General features: G+C 70.8%; 18 protein-coding genes. 15 read left to right on the forward strand and 3 right to left on the reverse strand.

Annotated features, from left to right (window positions below):
* Window positions 1-190 precede the first annotated feature (190 nt).
* The 8 genes from rpmF (at window position 191) to ABZW18_RS28690 (ending at window position 10,063) form a co-directional block, all read left to right on the forward strand.
* Window positions 191-361, forward strand: coding sequence for a 50S ribosomal protein L32 (gene rpmF / locus ABZW18_RS28655; RefSeq protein ID WP_356192895.1), 171 nt, complete (start codon window positions 191-193; stop codon window positions 359-361).
* Between the two features lie 142 nt (window positions 362-503).
* Window positions 504-2,447, forward strand: a complete 1,944-nt coding sequence (locus ABZW18_RS28660; protein WP_356192897.1) for an acyl-CoA dehydrogenase family protein — start codon at window positions 504-506, stop codon at window positions 2,445-2,447.
* A gap of 255 nt (window positions 2,448-2,702) precedes the next feature.
* Complete coding sequence (gene dxr, locus ABZW18_RS28665; RefSeq protein WP_356192899.1) at window positions 2,703-3,947, forward strand: 1-deoxy-D-xylulose-5-phosphate reductoisomerase; 1,245 nt, start codon at window positions 2,703-2,705, stop codon at window positions 3,945-3,947.
* Window positions 3,944-5,245 (forward strand): site-2 protease family protein, encoded by a 1,302-nt coding sequence (locus tag ABZW18_RS28670; protein ID WP_356192901.1) that lies wholly within the window; start codon window positions 3,944-3,946, stop codon window positions 5,243-5,245. The genes dxr and ABZW18_RS28670 overlap by 4 nt, the downstream gene beginning before the upstream one ends.
* Before the next feature lie 174 nt (window positions 5,246-5,419).
* Window positions 5,420-6,574 carry a flavodoxin-dependent (E)-4-hydroxy-3-methylbut-2-enyl-diphosphate synthase gene (ispG, locus tag ABZW18_RS28675; protein ID WP_356192903.1) on the forward strand — a complete coding sequence of 385 codons (1,155 nt, stop codon included), beginning with the start codon at window positions 5,420-5,422 and terminating at the stop codon, window positions 6,572-6,574.
* A gap of 195 nt (window positions 6,575-6,769) precedes the next feature.
* Window positions 6,770-7,615 carry a GNAT family N-acetyltransferase gene (locus ABZW18_RS28680; RefSeq protein WP_356192905.1) on the forward strand — a complete coding sequence of 282 codons (846 nt, stop codon included), beginning with the start codon at window positions 6,770-6,772 and terminating at the stop codon, window positions 7,613-7,615.
* A gap of 111 nt (window positions 7,616-7,726) precedes the next feature.
* Complete coding sequence (locus ABZW18_RS28685) at window positions 7,727-8,302, forward strand: GNAT family N-acetyltransferase (protein WP_356192907.1); 576 nt, start codon at window positions 7,727-7,729, stop codon at window positions 8,300-8,302.
* Window positions 8,303-8,365: 63 nt separating this feature from the next.
* On the forward strand, window positions 8,366-10,063 hold the full coding sequence (locus tag ABZW18_RS28690; protein WP_356192909.1) for a proline--tRNA ligase: 1,698 nt from the start codon (window positions 8,366-8,368) through the stop codon (window positions 10,061-10,063).
* 365 nt (window positions 10,064-10,428) lie between these two features.
* On the opposite strand, the gene ABZW18_RS28695 is transcribed toward ABZW18_RS28690, so the two are convergent.
* The 3 genes from ABZW18_RS28695 to ABZW18_RS28705 all read right to left on the reverse strand — a co-directional run bounded on the left by ABZW18_RS28695 (window position 10,429) and on the right by ABZW18_RS28705 (window position 12,720).
* Window positions 10,429-11,370, reverse strand: a complete 942-nt coding sequence (locus ABZW18_RS28695) for an aminoglycoside phosphotransferase family protein (RefSeq protein WP_356192911.1) — start codon at window positions 11,368-11,370, stop codon at window positions 10,429-10,431.
* A 34-nt stretch (window positions 11,371-11,404) separates the two neighbouring features.
* Window positions 11,405-11,908, reverse strand: a complete 504-nt coding sequence (locus ABZW18_RS28700; protein ID WP_356192913.1) for a ferritin-like domain-containing protein — start codon at window positions 11,906-11,908, stop codon at window positions 11,405-11,407.
* 230 nt (window positions 11,909-12,138) lie between these two features.
* Window positions 12,139-12,720, reverse strand: coding sequence for a hypothetical protein (locus ABZW18_RS28705; RefSeq protein ID WP_356192915.1), 582 nt, complete (start codon window positions 12,718-12,720; stop codon window positions 12,139-12,141).
* A gap of 242 nt (window positions 12,721-12,962) precedes the next feature.
* Here ABZW18_RS28705 and rimP point away from each other — a divergent pair, with 242 nt between their 5' ends.
* The 7 genes from rimP to truB all read left to right on the forward strand — a co-directional run bounded on the left by rimP (window position 12,963) and on the right by truB (window position 20,111).
* Window positions 12,963-13,490, forward strand: a complete 528-nt coding sequence (rimP, locus tag ABZW18_RS28710; RefSeq protein WP_356192917.1) for a ribosome maturation factor RimP — start codon at window positions 12,963-12,965, stop codon at window positions 13,488-13,490.
* A 2-nt stretch (window positions 13,491-13,492) separates the two neighbouring features.
* Window positions 13,493-14,500: a transcription termination factor NusA gene (gene nusA / locus ABZW18_RS28715; RefSeq protein ID WP_356192920.1), complete on the forward strand. Its 1,008-nt coding sequence runs from the start codon at window positions 13,493-13,495 to the stop codon at window positions 14,498-14,500.
* A 136-nt stretch (window positions 14,501-14,636) separates the two neighbouring features.
* On the forward strand, window positions 14,637-14,924 hold the full coding sequence (locus ABZW18_RS28720) for a YlxR family protein (protein WP_356192922.1): 288 nt from the start codon (window positions 14,637-14,639) through the stop codon (window positions 14,922-14,924).
* Window positions 14,925-15,068: 144 nt separating this feature from the next.
* The gene (gene infB / locus ABZW18_RS28725) at window positions 15,069-18,161 is read left to right on the forward strand and encodes a translation initiation factor IF-2 (protein ID WP_356192925.1); all 3,093 of its coding nucleotides are present in this window, start codon (window positions 15,069-15,071) and stop codon (window positions 18,159-18,161) included.
* A gap of 145 nt (window positions 18,162-18,306) precedes the next feature.
* Window positions 18,307-18,603, forward strand: a complete 297-nt coding sequence (locus ABZW18_RS28730) for a DUF503 domain-containing protein (protein WP_356192928.1) — start codon at window positions 18,307-18,309, stop codon at window positions 18,601-18,603.
* Window positions 18,604-18,657: 54 nt separating this feature from the next.
* Window positions 18,658-19,128: a 30S ribosome-binding factor RbfA gene (gene rbfA / locus ABZW18_RS28735; RefSeq protein ID WP_356192930.1), complete on the forward strand. Its 471-nt coding sequence runs from the start codon at window positions 18,658-18,660 to the stop codon at window positions 19,126-19,128.
* Entirely contained in the window at window positions 19,128-20,111 is a 984-nt protein-coding gene (gene truB / locus ABZW18_RS28740; RefSeq protein WP_356192932.1) for a tRNA pseudouridine(55) synthase TruB, read from the forward strand. The genes rbfA and truB overlap by 1 nt, the downstream gene beginning before the upstream one ends.
* Window positions 20,112-20,348 lie beyond the last annotated feature (237 nt).

The following is a 20,348-nucleotide window of genomic DNA, read 5'->3' on the forward strand; positions in this document are numbered from 1 at the left end:
GCGCGGGCCCCCGCCTACAGACCCCCCCCCCGGGGGTGCCCAATCGCGGTATTAAAGGGGGGCGGCGGGGGGCGCCATAACCACGCGCCCCCCCCCCGGCCGCTTTTTACGGTCAGCGAATTACGGTCAGCGAAATGGAAGCGACAATCGTTTTCATATAGAGTTGCGGAACCACCCGAGGAGGCAGACCATGGCAGTTCCCAAGCGCAAGATGTCCCGCAGCAATACCCGCCACCGCCGGGCCCAGTGGAAGGCGAGCACCCCCGACCTCGTACCCATCGTGATCGACGGCAGCGAGTACACCGTCCCGCGTCGGCTCGTCCGCGCGTACCAACGAGGGCTGATCCACCCGGAGGGCTGATCCGCGAGTCGGGGCGTCCATCCGATGGGTAGCGCGCCAGGACTGGTATAGCGCGCGCGGATTGGGTACATACGGTCGAGTAGCACCGACAGGTAGTTAGTCGACCGGTACCGCCCCGACTCAGCGGCGAGGTGACCCCTCCATGACTGCCACATCCGCCAGGCCTACCGTTACCGAGCGCGAAGCGCGCCAGGTCGCCGAGGCCGCCCGCGAGCAGGACTGGCGTAAGCCGAGCTTCGCCAAAGAGCTGTTCCTGGGCCGCTTTCGACTCGATCTGATCCACCCGCACCCGACGCCGGCAGACGAGGACACCCGGCGCGGCGAGCAGTTCCTCGCCAAGCTGCGGGACTTCTGCGAAACGCAGATCGACGGCGCCCGGATCGAGCGCGAGGCGCAGATCCCCGACGAGGTGCTGAACGGCCTCAAGGAGCTCGGCGCGCTCGGTATGAAGATCGAGCCGAAGTACGGCGGGCTGGGCCTCACGCAGGTCTACTACAACAGAGCCCTCGCCCTGGTCGGCTCCGCCAACCCCGCCGTCGGTGCCCTGCTCTCCGCGCACCAGTCCATCGGCGTGCCGCAGCCCCTGAAGCTCTTCGGGACCCAGCAGCAGAAGGACACGTTCCTGCCGCGCTGCGCCCGTACGGACATCACGGCCTTCCTGCTCACCGAGCCGGACGTCGGGTCCGACCCGGCCCGGCTGGCGACCACCGCCGTTCCGGACGGGGACTCGTACATCCTCGACGGCGTGAAGCTCTGGACCACCAACGGCGTGGTCGCCGACCTGCTCGTCGTGATGGCGCGGGTGCCCAAATCGGAAGGGCACAAGGGCGGGATCACCGCCTTCGTCGTCGAGACGGCCTCCGAAGGCGTCACCGTCGAGAACCGCAACGCCTTCATGGGCCTGCGCGGCCTCGAGAACGGGGTGACCCGCTTCCACCAGGTCCGTGTCCCCGCCGAGAACCGCATCGGACCCGAGGGCGCCGGCCTCAAGATCGCGCTGACCACCCTCAATACCGGGCGTCTCTCGCTGCCCGCGATGTGCGCCGGTACCGGCAAGTGGTGTCTGAAGATCGCCCGCGAGTGGTCCGCGGTGCGTGAGCAGTGGGGCAGGCCGATCGCCAAGCACGAGGCCGTCGGCTCGAAGATCTCCTTCATCGCCGCCACCACGTTCGCCCTCGAGGCCCTTCTCGACCTCGCCAGCCAGATGGCGGACGAGGACCGCAACGACATCCGGATCGAGGCGGCGCTGGCCAAGCTGTACGGCTCCGAGATGGCCTGTGTGATGGCCGACGAGCTGGTGCAGATCCGCGGCGGCCGGGGTTACGAGACGGCCGACTCCCTCGCCGCTCGCGGCGAGCGGGCCGTACCCGCCGAGCAGATGCTGCGCGACCTGCGGATCAACCGCATCTTCGAGGGCTCGACCGAGATCATGCATCTGCTGATCGCCCGGGAGGCCGTGGACGCCCATCTCTCGGTCGCGGGCGACCTGATCGACCCGGACAAGTCGCTCTCGGACAAGGCCAGGGCAGGCGCCAAGGCGGGTGGCTTCTACGCTCGCTGGCTGCCGAAGCTGGTGGCGGGCCCCGGTCAGCTCCCGACCACGTTCGGCGAGTTCAACCCGGCCGGGCACGCCGACCTCTCCGGCCACCTCCGCTTCGTCGAGCGCTCCTCCCGCAAGCTGGCCCGCTCCACCTTCTACGCCATGTCCCGCTGGCAGGGCCGGATGGAGACCAAGCAGGGCTTCCTCGGCCGGATCGTCGACATCGGCGCGGAGCTGTTCGCGATGAGCGCGGCATGCGTACGGGCCGAGCTGCTGCGGACGACCGGCAGCCACGGCCGCGAGGCGTACCAGCTGGCCGACGCCTTCTGCCGGCAGTCCCGTATCCGCGTCGAGGAGCTCTTCGGCCGGCTCTGGAACAACACCGACGAGCTGGACCGCAAGGTCGTGGACGGGGTTCTCGGCGGGGCGTACACCTGGCTGGAGGAGGGCATCATCGACCCCTCGGGCGACGGCCCGTGGATCGCCGACGCCACCCCGGGCCCGGCCAAGAAGCCCAACGTGCACCGGCCGATCCGTTCACAGTGACCGACGCGCGCCGGCCGAAGCGCTGACGCGGACGAGCCGGGTGTCTCCGACCCACGCGGAGATACCCGGCTCCGGGCTGTAGGGGGACCATCGACATGGTGCCCCGGACCCCCGCGCCGTCCGCCCGTGAGACCCCTGGGAGCCGTACGGCGCGCCACCGGCCGGTCCGTACCGCGCCATGCGGGAGCCGGGCGCGGACACCGCAGCGGGGGACGCCCTGTCCGGCGAGGTGGGGAGTACGGCCACAATGGGGGGATGACGGACTCTCTCGCCCACCCCCATGACCGCTTTCCGGCAGCCGCCGGCGGCGGACCGCGGGACATCGTGATCCTCGGCTCCACCGGTTCGATCGGCACCCAGGCCATCGACGTGGTGCTGCGCAACCCCGACCGCTTCCGCGTCACCGGCCTCTCCGCGGCGGGCGGCAGGGTGGAGCTGCTGGCCGAGCAGGCCCGCCGGCTGGGAGTCCGTACGGTCGCGGTCTCCCGCCGGGACGTGGTGCCCGCGCTGCGCGAAGCGCTGTCGGGACAGTACGGCGGGGAGCCGCTGCCCGAGATCCTGGCCGGGCCGGACGCCGCCACCGAACTGGCCGCCACCGACTGCCACTCCGTCCTCAACGGCATCACCGGTTCCATCGGCCTCGCGCCGACCCTCGCCGCTCTCGAAGCGGGCCGGGTGCTGATCCTGGCCAACAAGGAGTCGCTGATCGTCGGCGGCCCGCTGGTCAAGGCGATCGCCAAGCCCGGCCAGATCGTGCCGGTGGACTCCGAGCACTCCGCGCTGTTCCAGGCGCTGATGGGCGGTACCCGCGCCGAGGTGCGCAAACTCGTCGTCACGGCGTCGGGCGGCCCGTTCCGCGGCCGTACGAAGCGGGAGCTGGCGACCGTCACCCCCGAGCAGGCCCTCGCCCACCCCACCTGGGCCATGGGACCGGTCATCACGATCAACTCCGCGACGCTGGTCAACAAGGGTCTGGAGGTCATCGAGGCGCATCTGCTCTACGACATCCCCTTCGACCGCATCGACGTCGTCGTCCACCCCCAGTCCTACGTCCACTCCATGGTCGAGTTCGTCGACGGCTCCACGCTCCTCCAGGCGAGCCCGCCGGATATGCGGATGCCGATCGCGCTCGGCCTCGGCTGGCCCGAGCGGGTTCCCGACGCGGCGCCCGGCTGTGACTGGACGCTGGCCTCGACCTGGGAGTTCTTCCCGCTCGACGAGGACGCCTTCCCCTCCGTCGGCCTCGCCCGTCACGTCGGCGGGCTCGGTGGCACCGCTCCCGCGGTGTTCAACGCGGCGAACGAGGAGTGCGTGGACGCTTTCTTGGCCGGAAAGCTGCCGTTCACTGGAATTGTGGATACCGTCGCCGACGTGGTCGCCGAACGCGGCACGCCGCGGGAAACCGGCCTGACCGTCGCGGACGTCCTCGAAGCGGAGACCTGGGCGCGCGCCCGCGCCCGCGAACTGGCAGCGAAGGCGACAGCGGAGGCTCACGTATGACGACATTGATGACGGTTCTCGGCATAGTCGTCTTCTTTGTCGGCCTGCTGTTCTCCATCGCCTGGCACGAGCTCGGGCACCTGTCCACCGCCAAGCTCTTCGGCATCCGCGTGCCGCAGTACATGGTCGGCTTCGGCCCGACCCTCTGGTCGCGGCACAAGGGCGAGACCGAGTACGGCGTGAAGGCGGTCCCGCTCGGCGGCTACATCCGCATGATCGGCATGTTCCCGCCCGGCGACGACGGCAAGATCGCGGCACGCTCCACCTCGCCGTGGCGCGGCATGATCGAGGACGCCCGCTCGGCCGCCTTCGAGGAGCTGCGGCCGGGTGACGAGAAGCGGCTGTTCTATACGCGCAAGCCGTGGAAGCGCGTCATCGTGATGTTCGCCGGCCCTTTCATGAACCTGATCCTGGCCGTGGTGATCTTCCTGGGTGTGCTGATGGGCTTCGGCATCAACACCCAGACCACCACCGTCAGTTCCGTCTCGGACTGCGTGATCTCACAGAGCGAGAACCGCAACAAGTGCGCCGCCGGGGACCCGGCCTCGCCCGCCGAGGCCGCCGGTCTCAAGCCCGGCGACAAGATCGTCGCCTTCAACGGCCGGCCGGTCGAGGACTGGAGCGCGCTCCAGGGCAGTATCCGCGACACCATCGGCCCCGCCTCGATCACGGTCGAGCGAGGCGGCGAGGCGAAGACCCTCCGGGCGAACCTGGTGAAGAACCAGGTCGCCAAGAACGACGGCAGCGGGCGCGCGGTTCCCGGCGAGTACGTCACGGCGGGCTTCCTTGGCTTCAGCCCGGCCACCGGTGTCGTCCAGCAGTCCCTCGGGCAGTCGGCGGACCGTATGGGCGACATGATCACCTCGGGCGTGCAGTCGCTGATAGACATCCCGGCCAAGGTGCCCGCCCTGTGGGACGCGGCATTCGGCGACGGGGAGCGCGAGCCGGACTCGCCGATGGGCGTGGTCGGCGCGGCCCGGGTCGGCGGTGAGGTCTTCAACCTCGACATCCCGCCGGAGCAGCGGGTCGCGACCATGCTCTTCCTGGTCGCGGGCTTCAACCTGTCGCTGTTCCTGTTCAACATGCTGCCGCTGCTGCCACTGGACGGCGGGCATATCGCGGGAGCCGTGTGGGAGGCCGTACGGCGGCATGTGGCGCGCATCGTGCGGCGTCCGGACCCGGGCCCCTTCGATGTGGCCAAGCTGATGCCGGTCGCGTACGTGGTCGCAGGGATCTTCATCTGCTTCACGCTGCTGGTGCTGGTGGCCGACCTCGTCAACCCGGTGAGAATCTCCTAGACCGGAACGCTCCGTGACAGCCGGGTGAATCTTCACCCGGCTGTCGCTGTTCGCGGGGGCGCGGGGGCCGTCCGGGGGGCGGGATGTGCCTGGGCGGCGCCCCGTGCCGTAATCTCGATGGCCGGAGCCCGCCGATCTCGGGACCTTGATCCACACCTTGGGGATGCTCGCACGATGACCGCGATTTCGCTTGGAATGCCGACCGTTCCGACCAAGCTCGCCGACCGGCGGGTCAGCCGCAAGATCCAGGTCGGCTCTGTCGCCGTGGGTGGGGACGCTCCGATTTCGGTGCAGTCGATGACGACGACGGTGACGGCGGACATCGGTGCGACGTTGCAGCAGATCGCGGAGTTGACGGCGTCGGGCTGCCAGATCGTCCGGGTGGCGTGTCCTTCGCAGGATGACGCGGACGCGTTGCCGGTGATCGCGCGGAAGTCGCAGATTCCGGTGATCGCGGATATTCATTTCCAGCCGAAGTATGTGTTCGCGGCGATCGACGCGGGGTGTGCGGCGGTACGGGTGAATCCGGGGAATATCCGGCAGTTCGATGACCAGGTGAAGGAGATCTCGCGGGCGGCGTCCGACGCGGGGGTGCCGATCCGTATCGGGGTGAATGCGGGGTCGCTGGACAAGCGGCTTTTGGAGAAGTACGGGAAGGCGACTCCGGAGGCGCTGGTGGAGTCGGCGTTGTGGGAGTGCTCGCTGTTCGAGGAGCACGGGTTCCGGGACATCAAGATCTCGGTGAAGCACAACGATCCGGTGGTGATGGTGAATGCCTACCGGCAGCTGGCGGCGCAGTGCGACTACCCGCTGCACCTGGGGGTGACGGAGGCGGGTCCGGCGTTCCAGGGGACGATCAAGTCGGCGGTGGCGTTCGGTGCGCTGTTGTCGGAGGGGATCGGGGACACGATCCGGGTGTCGTTGTCGGCGCCGCCGGCCGAGGAGGTCAAGGTCGGCATTCAGATCCTGGAGTCGCTGAATCTGCGGCAGCGGCGGCTGGAGATCGTCTCGTGTCCGTCGTGCGGGCGGGCGCAGGTGGATGTGTACAAGCTGGCGGATGAGGTGACGGCGGGCCTGGAGGGCATGGAGGTGCCGCTGCGGGTGGCCGTCATGGGGTGTGTGGTGAACGGTCCCGGTGAGGCGCGGGAGGCGGACCTGGGGGTGGCCTCGGGCAATGGCAAGGGGCAGATCTTCGTGAAGGGTGAGGTCATCAAGACCGTGCCGGAATCGAAGATCGTGGAGACGCTGATCGAGGAAGCCATGAAGATCGCCGAACAGATGGAGAAGGACGGCGTCCTCTCCGGCGAGCCCGAGGTCTCCATCGGCTGACCATCCCTCTGCCGGCCGGCCACCCCGCTGCACAGCGGTCCGGAGGACGCTCAGGGTCACAGCCGGGAGTGGGCTCACCACGGTGGGCAGCACTCACCAGCATGGCCGGGTACAGTGCGGAGACCGGTCCTTCCTGTACCTGTCGCCGCCTTCGGCGCAGGAGGGACCCCGGCCCGTACGGTGAGGCATTCCGACGTGTTGACGACGACCACCACCCGGGTTCTCGACCCCGGCGAGTTGGACGCCGCGCTCGCGGTCCTCGACCGCGACCCGGTGGCCAATGCCTTTGTCGCTGCCCGCGTCCAGGTGGCCGGACTCGACCCGTGGCGCCTCGGCGGCGAGATGTGGGGCTGGTACGCGGGCGGACGGCTCGAATCGCTCTGCTACGCCGGCGCCAACCTCGTCCCCATCTGCGCCGGCCCCGAAGCCGTACGCGGCTTCGCCGACCGGGCCCGGCGCGCGGGCCGGCGCTGCTCCTCCATAGTCGGCCCCGCCGAGCCCACCGCCCAGCTGTGGTCCCTGCTCGAGCCGAGCTGGGGCCCCGCCCGTGAAGTCCGGCGCCGCCAGCCGCTCATGGTCACCAGCTCCGTCCCGGCCGCCATCACGCCCGACCCGCTCGTCCGCCGTATCCGCAAGGACGAGCTGGACCTCGTCATGCCCGCCTGCGTGGCGATGTTCACCGAGGAGGTCGGCGTCTCACCGCTCGCGGGCGACGGCGGTCTCCTCTACCAGGCACGGGTCGCGGAACTCGTGGGGGCCGGCCGCGCCTTCGCCCGGATCGAGGACGGCAAGGTCGTCTTCAAGGCGGAGATCGGCGCGGCGACGCCGCAGGCGTGCCAGATCCAGGGTGTCTGGGTCGCACCGGAGGACCGCGGCCGAGGGCTCTCCGAGACCGGCATGGCCGCCGTCCTGCGGTACGCGCTGAACGATGTCGCCCCGATCGCCAGCCTCTACGTCAACGACTACAACACCGCGGCCCGTGCCGCGTACCGCCGCGTCGGCTTCCACGAGGTCGGTGCGTTCATGAGCGTGCTGTTCTGAGCGCGCTGTTCCGAGGGCATGGCGAGCGTGCTGTTCCGAGCGCATGTGCGGACCGGTCCGGGCAGAACGAGACGGCCCTCGAGCCGGCCGTCCGCGGGTAGGGTCGCGGACATGGATGACGTCGTGGTCGGGCACCTCGACCTTGCCGCCCGGGTGGACGAGGCGTTGGCGGTACAGGCGCTCGCGTTCGGCCTCACCCACGACGAGATCGGCGTACGCCGCCATATCGTCCTGCGGCACCTCGCCAGCCCCGGAGCCCGGGCCCTCGGCGCCACAGCGTCCGACGGCCGTCTCGTCGGCTTCGTCTACGGCATGCCCAACGACCGCGGCCACTGGTGGTCCACCGTCGTCGAGCCCTATCTCCGAAGCACCGGGCACGACGGCTGGCTCGACGACGCCTTCGTCATCACCGAGCTGCACGTCCACCCCGCACACCAGAAGCGCGGAATCGGCCGCGAGCTGATCACCACCATCACGGACGGCTCCGCGCAGCCCCGGAGCATCCTGTCCGCGATCGAGACCGAAAGCCCGGCGCGCGCCCTCTACCGTGCGCTCGGCTACCGCGACCTCGCGCGCCGGGTCCTCTTCCCGAGCGCCCCCAGTCCGTACGTCGTCATGGGCGCCCCGCTGCCGCTGATCCGCCGCCCGGACCCCGGGCCGGGTCGGGGGGGTTGTCCGGGCGGTTAACAGCCTCGACCGTCCGCCGGATAGCCTCCTGCCAACCGCACCTCGTACGCAGGAGACAACGTCATGGTCCAGCGCATGTCCCGGATGATGCTCAAGACACTGCGCGACGACCCGGCCGATGCCGAGACCACCAGCCACAAGCTGCTGGTCCGCGCCGGGTACGTCCGCCGGTCGTCCGCGGGGATCTGGACCTGGCTGCCGCTGGGCAAGAAGGTCCTGGAGAACGTTTCGCGCGTCGTGCGCGAGGAGATGGACGCCATCGGCGGCCAGGAGGTGCTGCTGCCCGCCCTGCTGCCGAAGGAGCCGTACGAGGCCAGCGGCCGCTGGGAGGAGTACGGCGAGCTGCTGTTCCGGCTCAAGGACCGCAAGGGCGCCGACTATCTGCTCGGCCCCACGCACGAGGAGATCTTCACCCTGGTCGTCAAGGACCAGTGCACGTCCTACAAGGACCTGCCGGTGACCCTCTACCAGATCCAGACGAAGTACCGCGACGAGGCACGGCCCCGCTCCGGTGTGCTGCGCGGCCGCGAGTTCCAGATGAAGGACTCCTACTCCTTCGACGCCGACGACGAAGGGCTGGCCGCGTCCTACCAGCTGCACCGCGAGGCCTACACCCGGATCTTCGAGCGGCTCGGCCTGGACTACCGCATCGTGTCGGCGGTCTCCGGAGCGATGGGCGGCTCGGCGTCGGAGGAGTTCCTGGCCCCGGCCGCAGCGGGCGAGGACACCTTCGTGGACTGCCCGGCCTGCGACTACGCCGCGAACACCGAGGCCGTGACGGTGCCCGTACCGGTCGTGGAGCAGGTCGAGCACCCGGCCGTCGAGGAACTGGACACCCCCGACACCCCGACCATCGAGACCCTCGCCGAGCACCTGGGCGTCGCGCGCTCCGCGACCCTGAAGAACCTGCTGGTCAAGGTGGACGGAGAGATCACGGCCATCGGCGTGCCGGGGGACCGCGAGGTGGACCTCGGCAAGCTGGGCGAGCATCTCGCGCCGGCTGTGGTGGAGCTGGTGACGGCCGAGGACTTCACCGGCCGCCCGGATCTCGTACGCGGCTACGTCGGCCCGCAGGGCATGGCGGGCACCGCCTTCCGCTACATCGCCGACCCTCGGATCGCGCCCGGCACCGCCTGGGTCACCGGCGCCAACAAGGACGGCAAGCACGCCCGCAATGTGGTGTCCGGCCGGGACTTCGAGGTCGACGCGTACCTGGACGTGGTCGTGGTCGAGCCGGGTGACCCCTGCCCGCGGTGCGGCACCGGCCTGGAGATCGGCCGGGCCATCGAGATCGGGCACATCTTCCAGCTCGGCCGCAAGTACGCCGACACGTTCGAACTCGACGTACTCGGGCGGGAGGGCAAGCCGGTCCGGGTGACCATGGGCTCGTACGGCATCGGCGTCTCCCGGGCCGTCGCCGCGCTGGCCGAACAGACGGCCGACGAGCAGGGCTTGTGCTGGCCGCGGGCGATCGCGCCCGCCGATGTGCATGTCGTCGCGGCGGGTAAGGCGCAGCAGACCGAACTCGCCCTGGAGGTGTCCGAGAAGCTGCACTCGGCGGGTGTCCGGGTGCTCGTCGACGACCGGGCAGGTGTGTCGCCGGGCGTGAAGTTCACCGACGCGGAGCTGATCGGGGTGCCGACGATCCTGGTCGTGGGGCGCCGCGCGGGCGAGGGGATTGTGGAGCTCAAGGACCGCCGCACCGGCGAGCGGGAGGAGCTGGCGGTGGACGAGGCCCTGGCGCGACTCGCGAAGGGCTGAGCGGGCGGTTTCCTTGTCCGGCCGGGGGGCGCCTGCCGCGCGGTCCCCGGCTTCCGGCAAGGGGAACCCCGGCCCGGGTGCAGCGCCTCGGCTCGGGACACCCCGGCCCGGGGTGTGCCGCATCGGCTCGGGTGTGCCGCTCCGATTCGCGAAGTCAGGCTCCGTGAGCCGCCTTGTGTGCCGGGGGGCAGGAACCAGGGGTCAGCGGGCATGGCCAGGCGCCGGTGAGACCGGCCCAGGGCTCCGGGCCTGGTGACACCCGGGATCGCGTCGAGTCCCGGCCCGGTCGGCGACGACGGGGCCCACGCCGACGGGCGGCTGCTGCGCAGCAAGCGCGCAGGAGAGCACCGAACGGACTGCGGTTCTCAGAGCCAGCCCGCGAACTCCAGTAGTAGTTCGCCGTCCTGGTCATGGCCCGCGGACAGGGAACGTACGCCCGATTCCACGGCGCGGAAGAGCGTCCAGCCGCGCAGGCGGTCGCGGTCCAGGTCCAGGGAGTCCGCCAGTTTGGCCACGCGTCGGCGGGCCGCGGACGCGCCGCCCGGGGCGGCGACCAAGTCCTCGGGGCGGTCGCGGACGAGCCGCGCCAGGTCGTACGCACGCTCGCCGACCAGCGGCTCGGGGCCGACCGCCAGCCAGGGCGAGCGCTCTGCCGACAGCACCTTGCCCTGCCGGAAACGGCCGTGCAGGAGCACCGTCTCGAACGGGGCGGCGGTCAGCTCCTCCCGTACGGCCAGTGCCTCGTCGATCAGCGGCCGGGCGGCCTCCGCCCAGGGCTCTGCGGACGCCGAGCGCAGCGCCTCCGCCATCCGGCCCGTCCGGTCGGCCACCGACTCGAAGGGGTGTTCCCCGCCCGGGTCGACCCACAGCCGCAGCACGGTGCCGGCCGCCTCCAGCTGCGCCTTGGCCTCCGGCAAGGACCGCAGGGAGACCTCGCCGTGCAGCCGCTCCAGCAGCAGCGCGCCCACCTCCGGCCGGGCCTCCAGCGGCCGGACGGCGCCCTTGCCGTCCCAGCGCGCCAGCGCCACGTACTCGGATACGGACCGTGGCCCGGGAGCGACGAGTTTGAGCGCCGCGGGTGTCCCGTCCGCCCGCCGTACGAGCACGACCAGGCTGCTTCGGCCGCCCGGCGTCTGGACCCGCTCGGGGGTCAAGTCCCAGCGCTTCAGGGCGTCCTGGACCAGCCCGGGCAGGGCCTGCAGCCACTCCTCGCCGGCGTCCCCGCCCTCTTCGGCCAGCGCGCGTACGAGACGGCGCGGTGGCTCGAGGGAGGAGGTGCTGCCGTCGGGGCCTGCTGCCGAAACCATCCCTGAGCTGTCCCTTTCCATAACGGTGGCGCGGTCAAAGCGCATCCGGGGTGCTGCTCACCGACTCGGACGGCTCGGTCGTGACCTGCCGTTCGGCGAGCCCAGGGAAGGCTACGCTCCCGCCTCGCCAGCGCACCGCCCGCACTGCCGCTTCGCGCAAGGCGCCCGCGGCCTCGCGGCGCAGCGGGCCGTCCGAGTCCCGTACGAGGTCGGCGTACACCCCGGCCACCCGGTCCTCGATCTCTGCGGCGAGCAGGGCCGCCGCGGCGGCGTCCGGCACCGGGAAGGGCAGGACGTAAGCGGCCGCAGCGGACTCGGGCTTGCCCCCGAGGGCACGGACGGCGCGGCGGATGGAGTCCCGGCGTGCCCGGTGCGCGTCGTAGGCCTCGCGCGCCTCGTTCTGCCTGCTGTCCCCCATCCGCCCGCCGGCCACGCCGTACCCGTACACCGCGGCGTGCTCGGCGCCCAGCGCGGCCTGCGCGGCAGCGAGTGCTGCCTTCCGGCGCGCGCTGCCGGAGGGGGCTGTCTCGGTCGTCATGGCGTCTCTCCTGGACCGGCTGGTCTGCGACGTGTCTGCGGGCCCCGACGTGCTTCGCGGGTCACGGTGGATAGGAAAGCCCCTGGTCATACGCGTAATCCCGGGTACCGGGACGACTCTCCGCGCGATGCTCCCCGGGCACTCGGCCGTCAGGCCCTTGGGCGCGCGGTGCGCGACCGGGATGCCGTCACCCGCGGCGAATGCGGCGGACGCTGCGGGCACGGTGCGCATCAGCCGCCCTCCGTGAGGAGATACGCGTGGGCCGCGCCGGCCGCCGCCACCGAGGCGAGCAGCCGGGCCAGTTCCGGGGGAGCGTCGAGCAGGGCGGCGGTGCGGGCGTCGGCCGTACGCCGCTCGGCGCCCGCCAGAGCCGACAGCGCCGCCTGCTGGTCCCTGGGCACGGACGGGGGCGGTCCCGCAGAGCGGCTGGGGGCGGCGGAGGGCGAGGAGGACTGCGAGGAGGACTCGGACGAGGACCCCGAGGGGGACGGCGACGGCCGTCGGGGAGTGAGGAACGCCTGTTCGTGCTGGGCCACCGCGCCCCGCATCGGCCGGAGCTGCTCCGCGAGCCCGGGATGGGCCTCGACCGTCGCGTCGTAGTGCACCAGCAGTGCTCGCGAGTCCCGTGCGCTCCGCTCGCGCAGCTTCTTGGCCTCCGAACTCCGCTCGGCCGCCTCGGCACGCTCCGCCTCTGATCCCTGTCCGGAGCATCCGGCGAGCAGGCCGACGGTCGTGGTGGCGCCGAGGGCACCGGCCAGCAGGCTCCTTCTGCGGGGGCCGGACGGCGGCCGCGACGGCGTGGGGAGCGGCACGGTTCACATCCTGTGGAGCGAGCGGCGTCGAAAGGCCGACGGGTCGGGAGGGGAGAGCCGGCGGGGACGGACGTCCTTGATCGGCCGGAGTTGAGCGTACCGGTGCGCCCCGTCAAGATCGTCGACCGGCTCGTCCCACGACTGCAGGAGGCGGACGGCAACAACGCCGCCCATGACCGGATACCCTTTGACCTGACACGCGACCTTCCCACAACAGCAAACGCGGCCGAGGAGTCACCCGGATGAGCACCACCCAGAGCGAGAGGCTGCGCGGACTGCTCGAACCGCTGGTTGCCGCGCGAGATCTGGATCTGGAAGAGATCGATGTGACACCGGCCGGGAAGCGGCGCGTGCTCCGGATCGTGGTGGACTCCGACGAGGGTGTCCAGTTGGACGCCTGCGCCGAGCTGAGCCGGGCGGTCTCCGAGGAACTCGACGAGTCCGACGTCATGGGCGGAGCCCCGTACGTCCTCGAGGTCACCTCCCCAGGCGCCGACCGGCCCCTCAGCGAACTCCGTCACTACCGGCGCGCCACCGGTCGGCTCATCAAGGCCAGGCTCACCGAGGGTGGCGAACTGGTCGCCCGGATCATCGCCGTCGACGACGAGGGGCTCGACCTGGAGGTGCCGGGAGTGAAGGGGCGCAAGCCCACCCCCCGGCGGATCGCCTTCGGCGACATCGCCAAGGCCCGGGTGGAGATCGAGTTCAACCGCAAGGCCGCCGAGAAAAGTGCCGCGGCCGCTGACGACGAGAGCCAGGAGGAGGCGTAGCCGTGGACATCGACATGAGCGCCCTGCGGGGTTTGGTACGGGAGAAGGAGATCTCCTTCGATCTGCTGGTCGAGGCGATCGAGGCTGCCCTCCTCATCGCGTATCACCGCACGGAGGGAAGCCGCCGCCACGCACGCGTGGAGCTGGACCGCAGCACCGGACATGTGACCGTGTGGGCCAAGGAGGACCCGGCTGATCTCGAGGAGGGCGAGGAGCCCCGCGAGTTCGACGACACCCCCTCCGGCTTCGGCAGGATCGCCGCGACCACCGCCAAGCAGGTCATCCTGCAGCGGCTGCGGGACGCCGAGGAGGAGATCACCTTCGGTGAGTACGCGGGCCGTGAGGGCGATGTCGTCGCCGGCATCGTCCAGCAGGGCAAGGACCCCAAGAACATCCTGGTGGACATCGGCAGGCTCGAGGCGATCCTGCCCGTGCAGGAGCAGGTTCCGGGCGAGGACTACGCGCACGGCACCCGGCTGCGCACCTATGTCGTCCGCGTGGTCAAGGGCGTACGCGGCCCGTCCGTGACCCTCTCCCGCACCCACCCGAACCTGGTGAAGAAGCTCTTCGCGATGGAGGTCCCGGAGATCGCGGACGGGTCGGTGGAGATCGCGGCCATCGCTCGCGAAGCGGGCCACCGCACCAAGATCGCCGTACGGTCCACCCGCTCGGGGCTCAACGCCAAGGGCGCCTGCATCGGCCCGATGGGCGGCCGGGTGCGCGCGGTCATGGCCGAGCTGCACGGCGAGAAGATCGATATCGTCGACTGGTCGGACGACCCGGCGGAGCTGGTGGCGCACGCGCTGTCTCCCGCGAGGGTGAGCAAGGTCGAGGTCGTCGACCTCGCCGCGCGCTCCGCCCGCGTCACGGTCCCCGACTACCAGCTGTCACTGGCGATCGGCAAAGAGGGACAGAACGCCCGGCTGGCCGCCCGTCTCACCGGCTGGCGGATCGACATCCGCCCCGACACCGAGCAGCAGCCGGCGGCAGAGCGCTCCGAGCAGAGCTGACCGCCGATCCGGCCGCCGGGAGCAGGCGGCCGGAAGATCGACAGCCGGGGAGCCGGCTGCCGCAACCGAAATAACGATCAGCCGTGCAGGCATTACCCCAGCAGGGTGAGGTCGGCGCGGGGAGGTAGACTTAAGCGTGTCTGGCCGGACGCATGCCCGCGCATGCCCTGAGCGAACTTGTGTGGGATGCCGGGAGCGAGCGGCCAAGAGAGATCTGTTGCGCATCGCGTTGATCGAGGACTCCTGTGTTCCCGATCCTCGCGGTACGCTGCCCGGCCGGGGTGCGTATGTGCACCTCGCCCCGGTCTGTCTCGATCTGGCGGTCCGCCGCCGAGCGTTCTCCCGGGCCTTCCGAGGCCGGGGACCGTTCGATACGACGGCCCTCCGCCGGTATGTCGAGCAGGCCGAACAGGCAACACCGTAAGAGAACGGCACGGACAAACCGTGCGGTCAGGTACCTCGCGAGTTGGAAGTAGGTCGAGATTGCGATGAGCACTCGATGAGTACGCGATGAGTACGCCCATGAAGTAGCGACGGTCCGGCGTAACCCGGACCTAAAAGGAGCGAAGTGGCTAAGGTCCGGGTATACGAGCTCGCCAAGGAGTTCGGAGTTGAGAGCAAGGTCGTCATGGCCAAGCTCCAAGAACTCGGTGAGTTCGTACGTTCGGCGTCCTCGACGATCGAGGCGCCGGTTGTACGCAAACTGACTGACGCTTTCCAGCAGGGCAACGGCTCCGGCCGTGCCGCCGGTAAGCCCTCGGCGCCCCGCAAGGCGGCGCCCGCCAAGCCGTCCCCCACCCCGGGTGCGACGGCCCGTCCCGCTGCCCCCAAGCCTCCGGCGCCCGGCCCCAAGCCGGCTGCTGCCGAGGCCCCCAAGAGCAGCCCGTCCGCGGCACCGGCCACCCCGGGCCCGCGCCCCGGTCCGGCCCCGAAGGCCCCGGCCCCGGCTCCCAAGCCCGAGCCGGCCCAGGCCGCTGCACCGGCGCCGACTCCCCCGGAGTTCACCGCACCCCCGGCGACCCCCGGTGCCAAGCCGGCCGGCACCCCCGGCCCGCGTCCGGCCCGTCCCGCTCCGTCCGGCCAGGGTGGCCAGGGCCGTGGCGACAGTGCACGTCCGGGTGCCCCGCGCCCCGGCGGCGAGCGCCAGGCCCCGCGTCCGGGCGGTCGTCCGTCCGGTCCGCGTCCCGGCAACAACCCCTTCACGTCCGGCGGCAGCACCGGCATGGCCCGTCCGCAGTCGCCCCGTCCCGGTGGTGCTCCGCGTCCCGGTGGCCAGGGTGGCCCGGGCGGCGCGCGCCCGCAGGGTGCAGGCGGCCAGGGCGCTCCGCGTCCGCAGGGTCCGGGCGGAGCCCGTCCGAGCCCGGGCGGCATGCCCCGTCCGCAGGGCGCTCAGGGCGGTCCCCGTCCTGGTGGCGGCCCCGCGGGTAACCGTCCGAACCCGGGCATGATGCCCCAGCGTCCGGCTGCCGGCCCCCGTCCGGGCCCCGGCGGCGGTGGCGGTCGTGGTCCCGGCGGTCCCGGCGGTGCCGGCCGTCCCGGCGGTGCCGGCGGCGGTCGTCCCGGTGGCGGCGGCGGTTTCGCCGGTCGTCCCGGTGGTGGCGGTGGCGCTCGTCCCGGTGGCGGCGGCGGTTTCGCCGGTCGTCCCGGTGGCGGTGGCCCCGGCGGCGGCTTCGGCGGCGGCGGTGGCCGTCCCGGTTTCGGCGGTCGTCCGGGCGGTCCCGGTGGCCGTGGCGGCACACAGGGTGCGTTCGGTCGTCCCGGCGGTCCGGCGCGTCGCGGCCGTAAGTCGAAGCGGCAGAGGCGCCAGGAGTACGAGGCCATGCAGGCCCCGTCCGTCGGCGGCGTGATGCTGCCGCGCGGCAACGGGCAGGCCGTCCGTCTGTCGCGTGGTGCCTCCCTCACCGACTTCGCGGAGAAGATCAACGCCAACCCGGCGTCCCTGGTCCAGGTGATGCTCAACCTGGGCGAGATGGTCACCGCGACCCAGTCGGTCTCCGACGAGACGCTGCATCTCCTCGGCGAGGAGATGAACTACGTCGTCCAGATCGTCAGCCCGGAGGAGGAGGACCGAGAGCTTCTCGAGTCCTTCGACATCGAGTTCGGCGAGGACGAGGGCGGCGAGGAAATGCTCGTCGCGCGTCCGCCGGTGGTGACCGTCATGGGTCACGTCGACCACGGTAAGACGCGTCTGCTGGACGCGATCCGCAAGACCAACGTCATCGCGGGCGAGGCCGGCGGCATCACCCAGCACATCGGTGCGTACCAGGTCTCGACCGAGGTCAATGAGGCAGAGCGCAAGATCACCTTCATCGACACCCCGGGTCACGAGGCGTTCACCGCCATGCGTGCCCGTGGTGCGAAGTCCACCGACATCGCGATTCTCGTGGTGGCGGCGAACGACGGTGTGATGCCCCAGACGATCGAGGCGCTGAACCACGCCAAGGCCGCCGAGGTGCCGATCGTGGTCGCGGTCAACAAGATCGACGTCGAGGGCGCGGACCCGACCAAGGTGCGCGGTCAGCTCACCGAGTTCGGTCTGGTGGCCGAGGAGTACGGCGGCGACACCATGTTCGTCGACATCTCCGCCAAGCAGGGTCTGAACATCGACAGCCTGCTGGAGGCCGTGGTCCTCACCGCGGACGCCTCGCTCGACCTGCGCGCCAACGCGGAGCAGGACGCGCAGGGCATCGCGATCGAGGCCCACCTCGACCGCGGCCGTGGCGCCGTGGCCACCGTGCTCGTCCAGCGCGGCACCCTGCGGGTCGGCGACACGATGGTCGCCGGCGACGCGTACGGCCGCGTCCGGGCCATGCTCGACGACAACGGCAACAACATCGAGGAAGCGGGTCCCGCGACCCCCGTCCTGGTCCTGGGTCTCACCAACGTCCCCGGCGCCGGCGACAACTTCCTCGTCGTCGACGAGGACCGTACGGCCCGCCAGATCGCCGAGAAGCGCGCGGCCCGTGAGCGCAACGCCGCGTTCGCCAAGCGGACCCGCCGGGTCTCGCTGGAGGACCTGGACAAGGTGCTCAAGGCCGGCGAGGTGCAGCAGCTCAACCTCATCATCAAGGGCGACGCGTCCGGTTCGGTGGAGGCTCTCGAGTCCTCGCTGCTCCAGCTCGACGTCGGCGACGAGGTCGACCTGCGCATCCTGCACCGCGGTGTGGGTGCGGTCACCGAGACCGACATCGACCTGGCGACCGGCTCCGACGCCATCGTCATCGGCTTCAACGTGCGCGCCGAGGGGCGTGCCACGCAGATGGCCGACCGCGAGGGCGTGGACGTGCGCTACTACTCGGTCATCTACCAGGTGATCGAGGAGATCGAGGCTGCCCTCAAGGGCATGCTCAAGCCGGAGTACGAAGAGATCGAGCTCGGCACGGCGGAGATCCGCGAGGTCTTCCGCTCGTCCAAGCTCGGCAACATCGCGGGTGTCCTCATCCGCTCCGGCGAGGTCAAGCGCAACACCAAGGCGCGCCTCATCCGCGACAGCAAGGTCGTGGCGGAGAACCTCAACATCGAGGGTCTGCGTCGCTTCAAGGACGACGTCACCGAGATTCGCGAAGGGTTCGAGGGCGGTATCAACCTCGGCAACTTCAACGACATCAAGGTCGACGACGTCATCGCGACGTACGAGATGCGCGAGAAGCCGCGCGGCTGATCGTAGGCAGAGCGACCCGGGGCCGGTCGGCGGAGCTAATTCCCGTCGATCGGCCCCGGCCGTTGCGTGTACGGTTCTGGTGTCCCTGCCCGAGGCAATGGCAGGGCGATGGACGAGGCCCCACGGGTGGCTTGACCCGCACTGCATGTATGTAGGGACGCTGTCCTTCGACCTGCTCCTCGGGGACGTACGGTCGCTGAAGGAGAAACGCTCCGTCGTCCGCCCGATCGTCGCCGAGCTGCACCGCAAGTACGCGGTGAGCGCGGCGGAGGTCGGTGAGCAGGACCTCTATCGCAGGGCCGAGGTCGGCCTGGCCGTGGTCTCCGGGGACGCGGGGCATGTTAACGACGTACTGGACCGGTGCGAGCGCTTCGTCGCCGCACGGCCGGAGGTGGAGCTGCTGTCCGTAAGACGGCGGTTCCACGGCGGCGATGACGACTGACCGCGTCGGCGTCGCGAGTATCACCATGGTGGAAGAGAAGAAGGAGACGGACCGGTGACCGACAACGCGCGGGCCCGCAAGCTGGCCGACCGCATCCAGGTCGTGGTCGCGGAGACCCTGGATCGCCGTATCAAGGATCCGCGGCTCGGGTTCGTGACCATCACGGACGCCCGGGTCACCGGCGACCTGCGGGAGGCCACGGTCTTCTACACGGTCTACGGGGACGACGAGGAGCGGACGGCCTCGGCTGCCGCCCTGGAGAGCGCCAAGGGCGTGCTGCGGTCCGAGGTCGGGCGGCAGACCGGGGTGCGCTTCACCCCGACCCTGGCATTCGTCCCCGACGCCCTGCCGGACAACGCCCGCACCATCGACGATCTGCTCGACAAGGCGCGGGCGAAGGACGAGGAAGTGCGGGAGGCGTCCACGGGCGCGGCCTACGCCGGGGACGCGGACCCGTACCGCAAGCCTGACGAGGACGAAGACGTCGAGGACGTCAGGGACATCGAGGACAAAGCCTCCGAATGATGGCGAAGACCAGAAGCACGGGGCCGGACGGCTTGATCATTGTCGACAAGCCGTCCGGCTTCACTTCGCACGACGTCGTCGCGAAGATGCGCGGTATCGCGCGGACGCGGCGGGTGGGTCACGCGGGAACGCTCGACCCGATGGCCACGGGCGTGCTCGTCATCGGCGTCGAGAAAGCGACGCGGCTGTTGGGGCACTTGGCGCTGACGGAGAAGGAGTACGTCGCGACGATCCGGCTCGGGCAGATGACCGTGACGGATGACGCGGAGGGCGAGATCACCGCCTCAGCGGGTGTTGCGGGATCCGCGGGCGTTACGGATGTTACGGGCGTTGCGGGAGGCTCGGGCGTCGGGCGGGACACCATCGAGGCCGGGGTCGCTGAACTGACGGGCAACATCCAGCAGGTGCCGTCCAAGGTCAGCGCGATCAAGATCGACGGCAAGCGGTCGTACGCGCGCGTGCGCCAGGGCGAGGAGTTCGAGCTCGCGGCGCGGCCGGTGACCGTGTCGTCCTTTGTGGTGCACGAGGTGCGGGAGGCCGTAGCGGACGACGGTACGGCTGTGCTCGATGTGGACGCCACGGTGGTGTGCTCATCCGGCACCTATATCCGGGCCCTCGCACGCGACCTGGGCGCGGGCCTGGGCGTCGGCGGCCATCTGACCGCCCTGCGGCGGACCCGGGTCGGGCCGTACGGGCTGGAAGCGGCGCACACGCTCGAGCAGCTCCAGGAAGCGGCCGACAGTTCCGACAGTTCCGACGAGCGCCGCCTGCCCGTCATGCCGATCGCGGAGGCGGCGGCCGCCGCGTTCCCGCGCTGGGACGTGGACGAGAAGCAGGCGCGGCTGCTGTCGAACGGTGTACGGCTGGACGCCCCGGGGCTGGGAGTCGGTGGCCCCATCGCGGTGTTCGGGCCGGAGGGGCGCTTCCTGGCCCTGGTGGAGGAGTCGAAGGGCAAAGCGAAGAGCCTGGCGGTCTTCGCCTAGCGTTCGCTGCTCACTGTGGAGTGGAGAACGCGAGCCCCCCACACGTTCCCCACTCCACGATCCCCCCAGCACTGCATATCCATTCCGTCCCGCGAATTCACCCCAATGAGCAGGCGCTCGGAGTGAATTGAGGGGCGGAAGGGGGCGCGTTCGGCCTGCGATCTTCCTTTCGTGATCATTGCCTGCCTACCGTCGAGAACCGGGCCGGCGCATTCCGGGCCATGGCGGGGAGGTTCG

This window comes from Streptomyces sp. NPDC004647, from assembly GCF_040609575.1.
GTDB lineage: Bacteria > Actinomycetota > Actinomycetes > Streptomycetales > Streptomycetaceae > Streptomyces.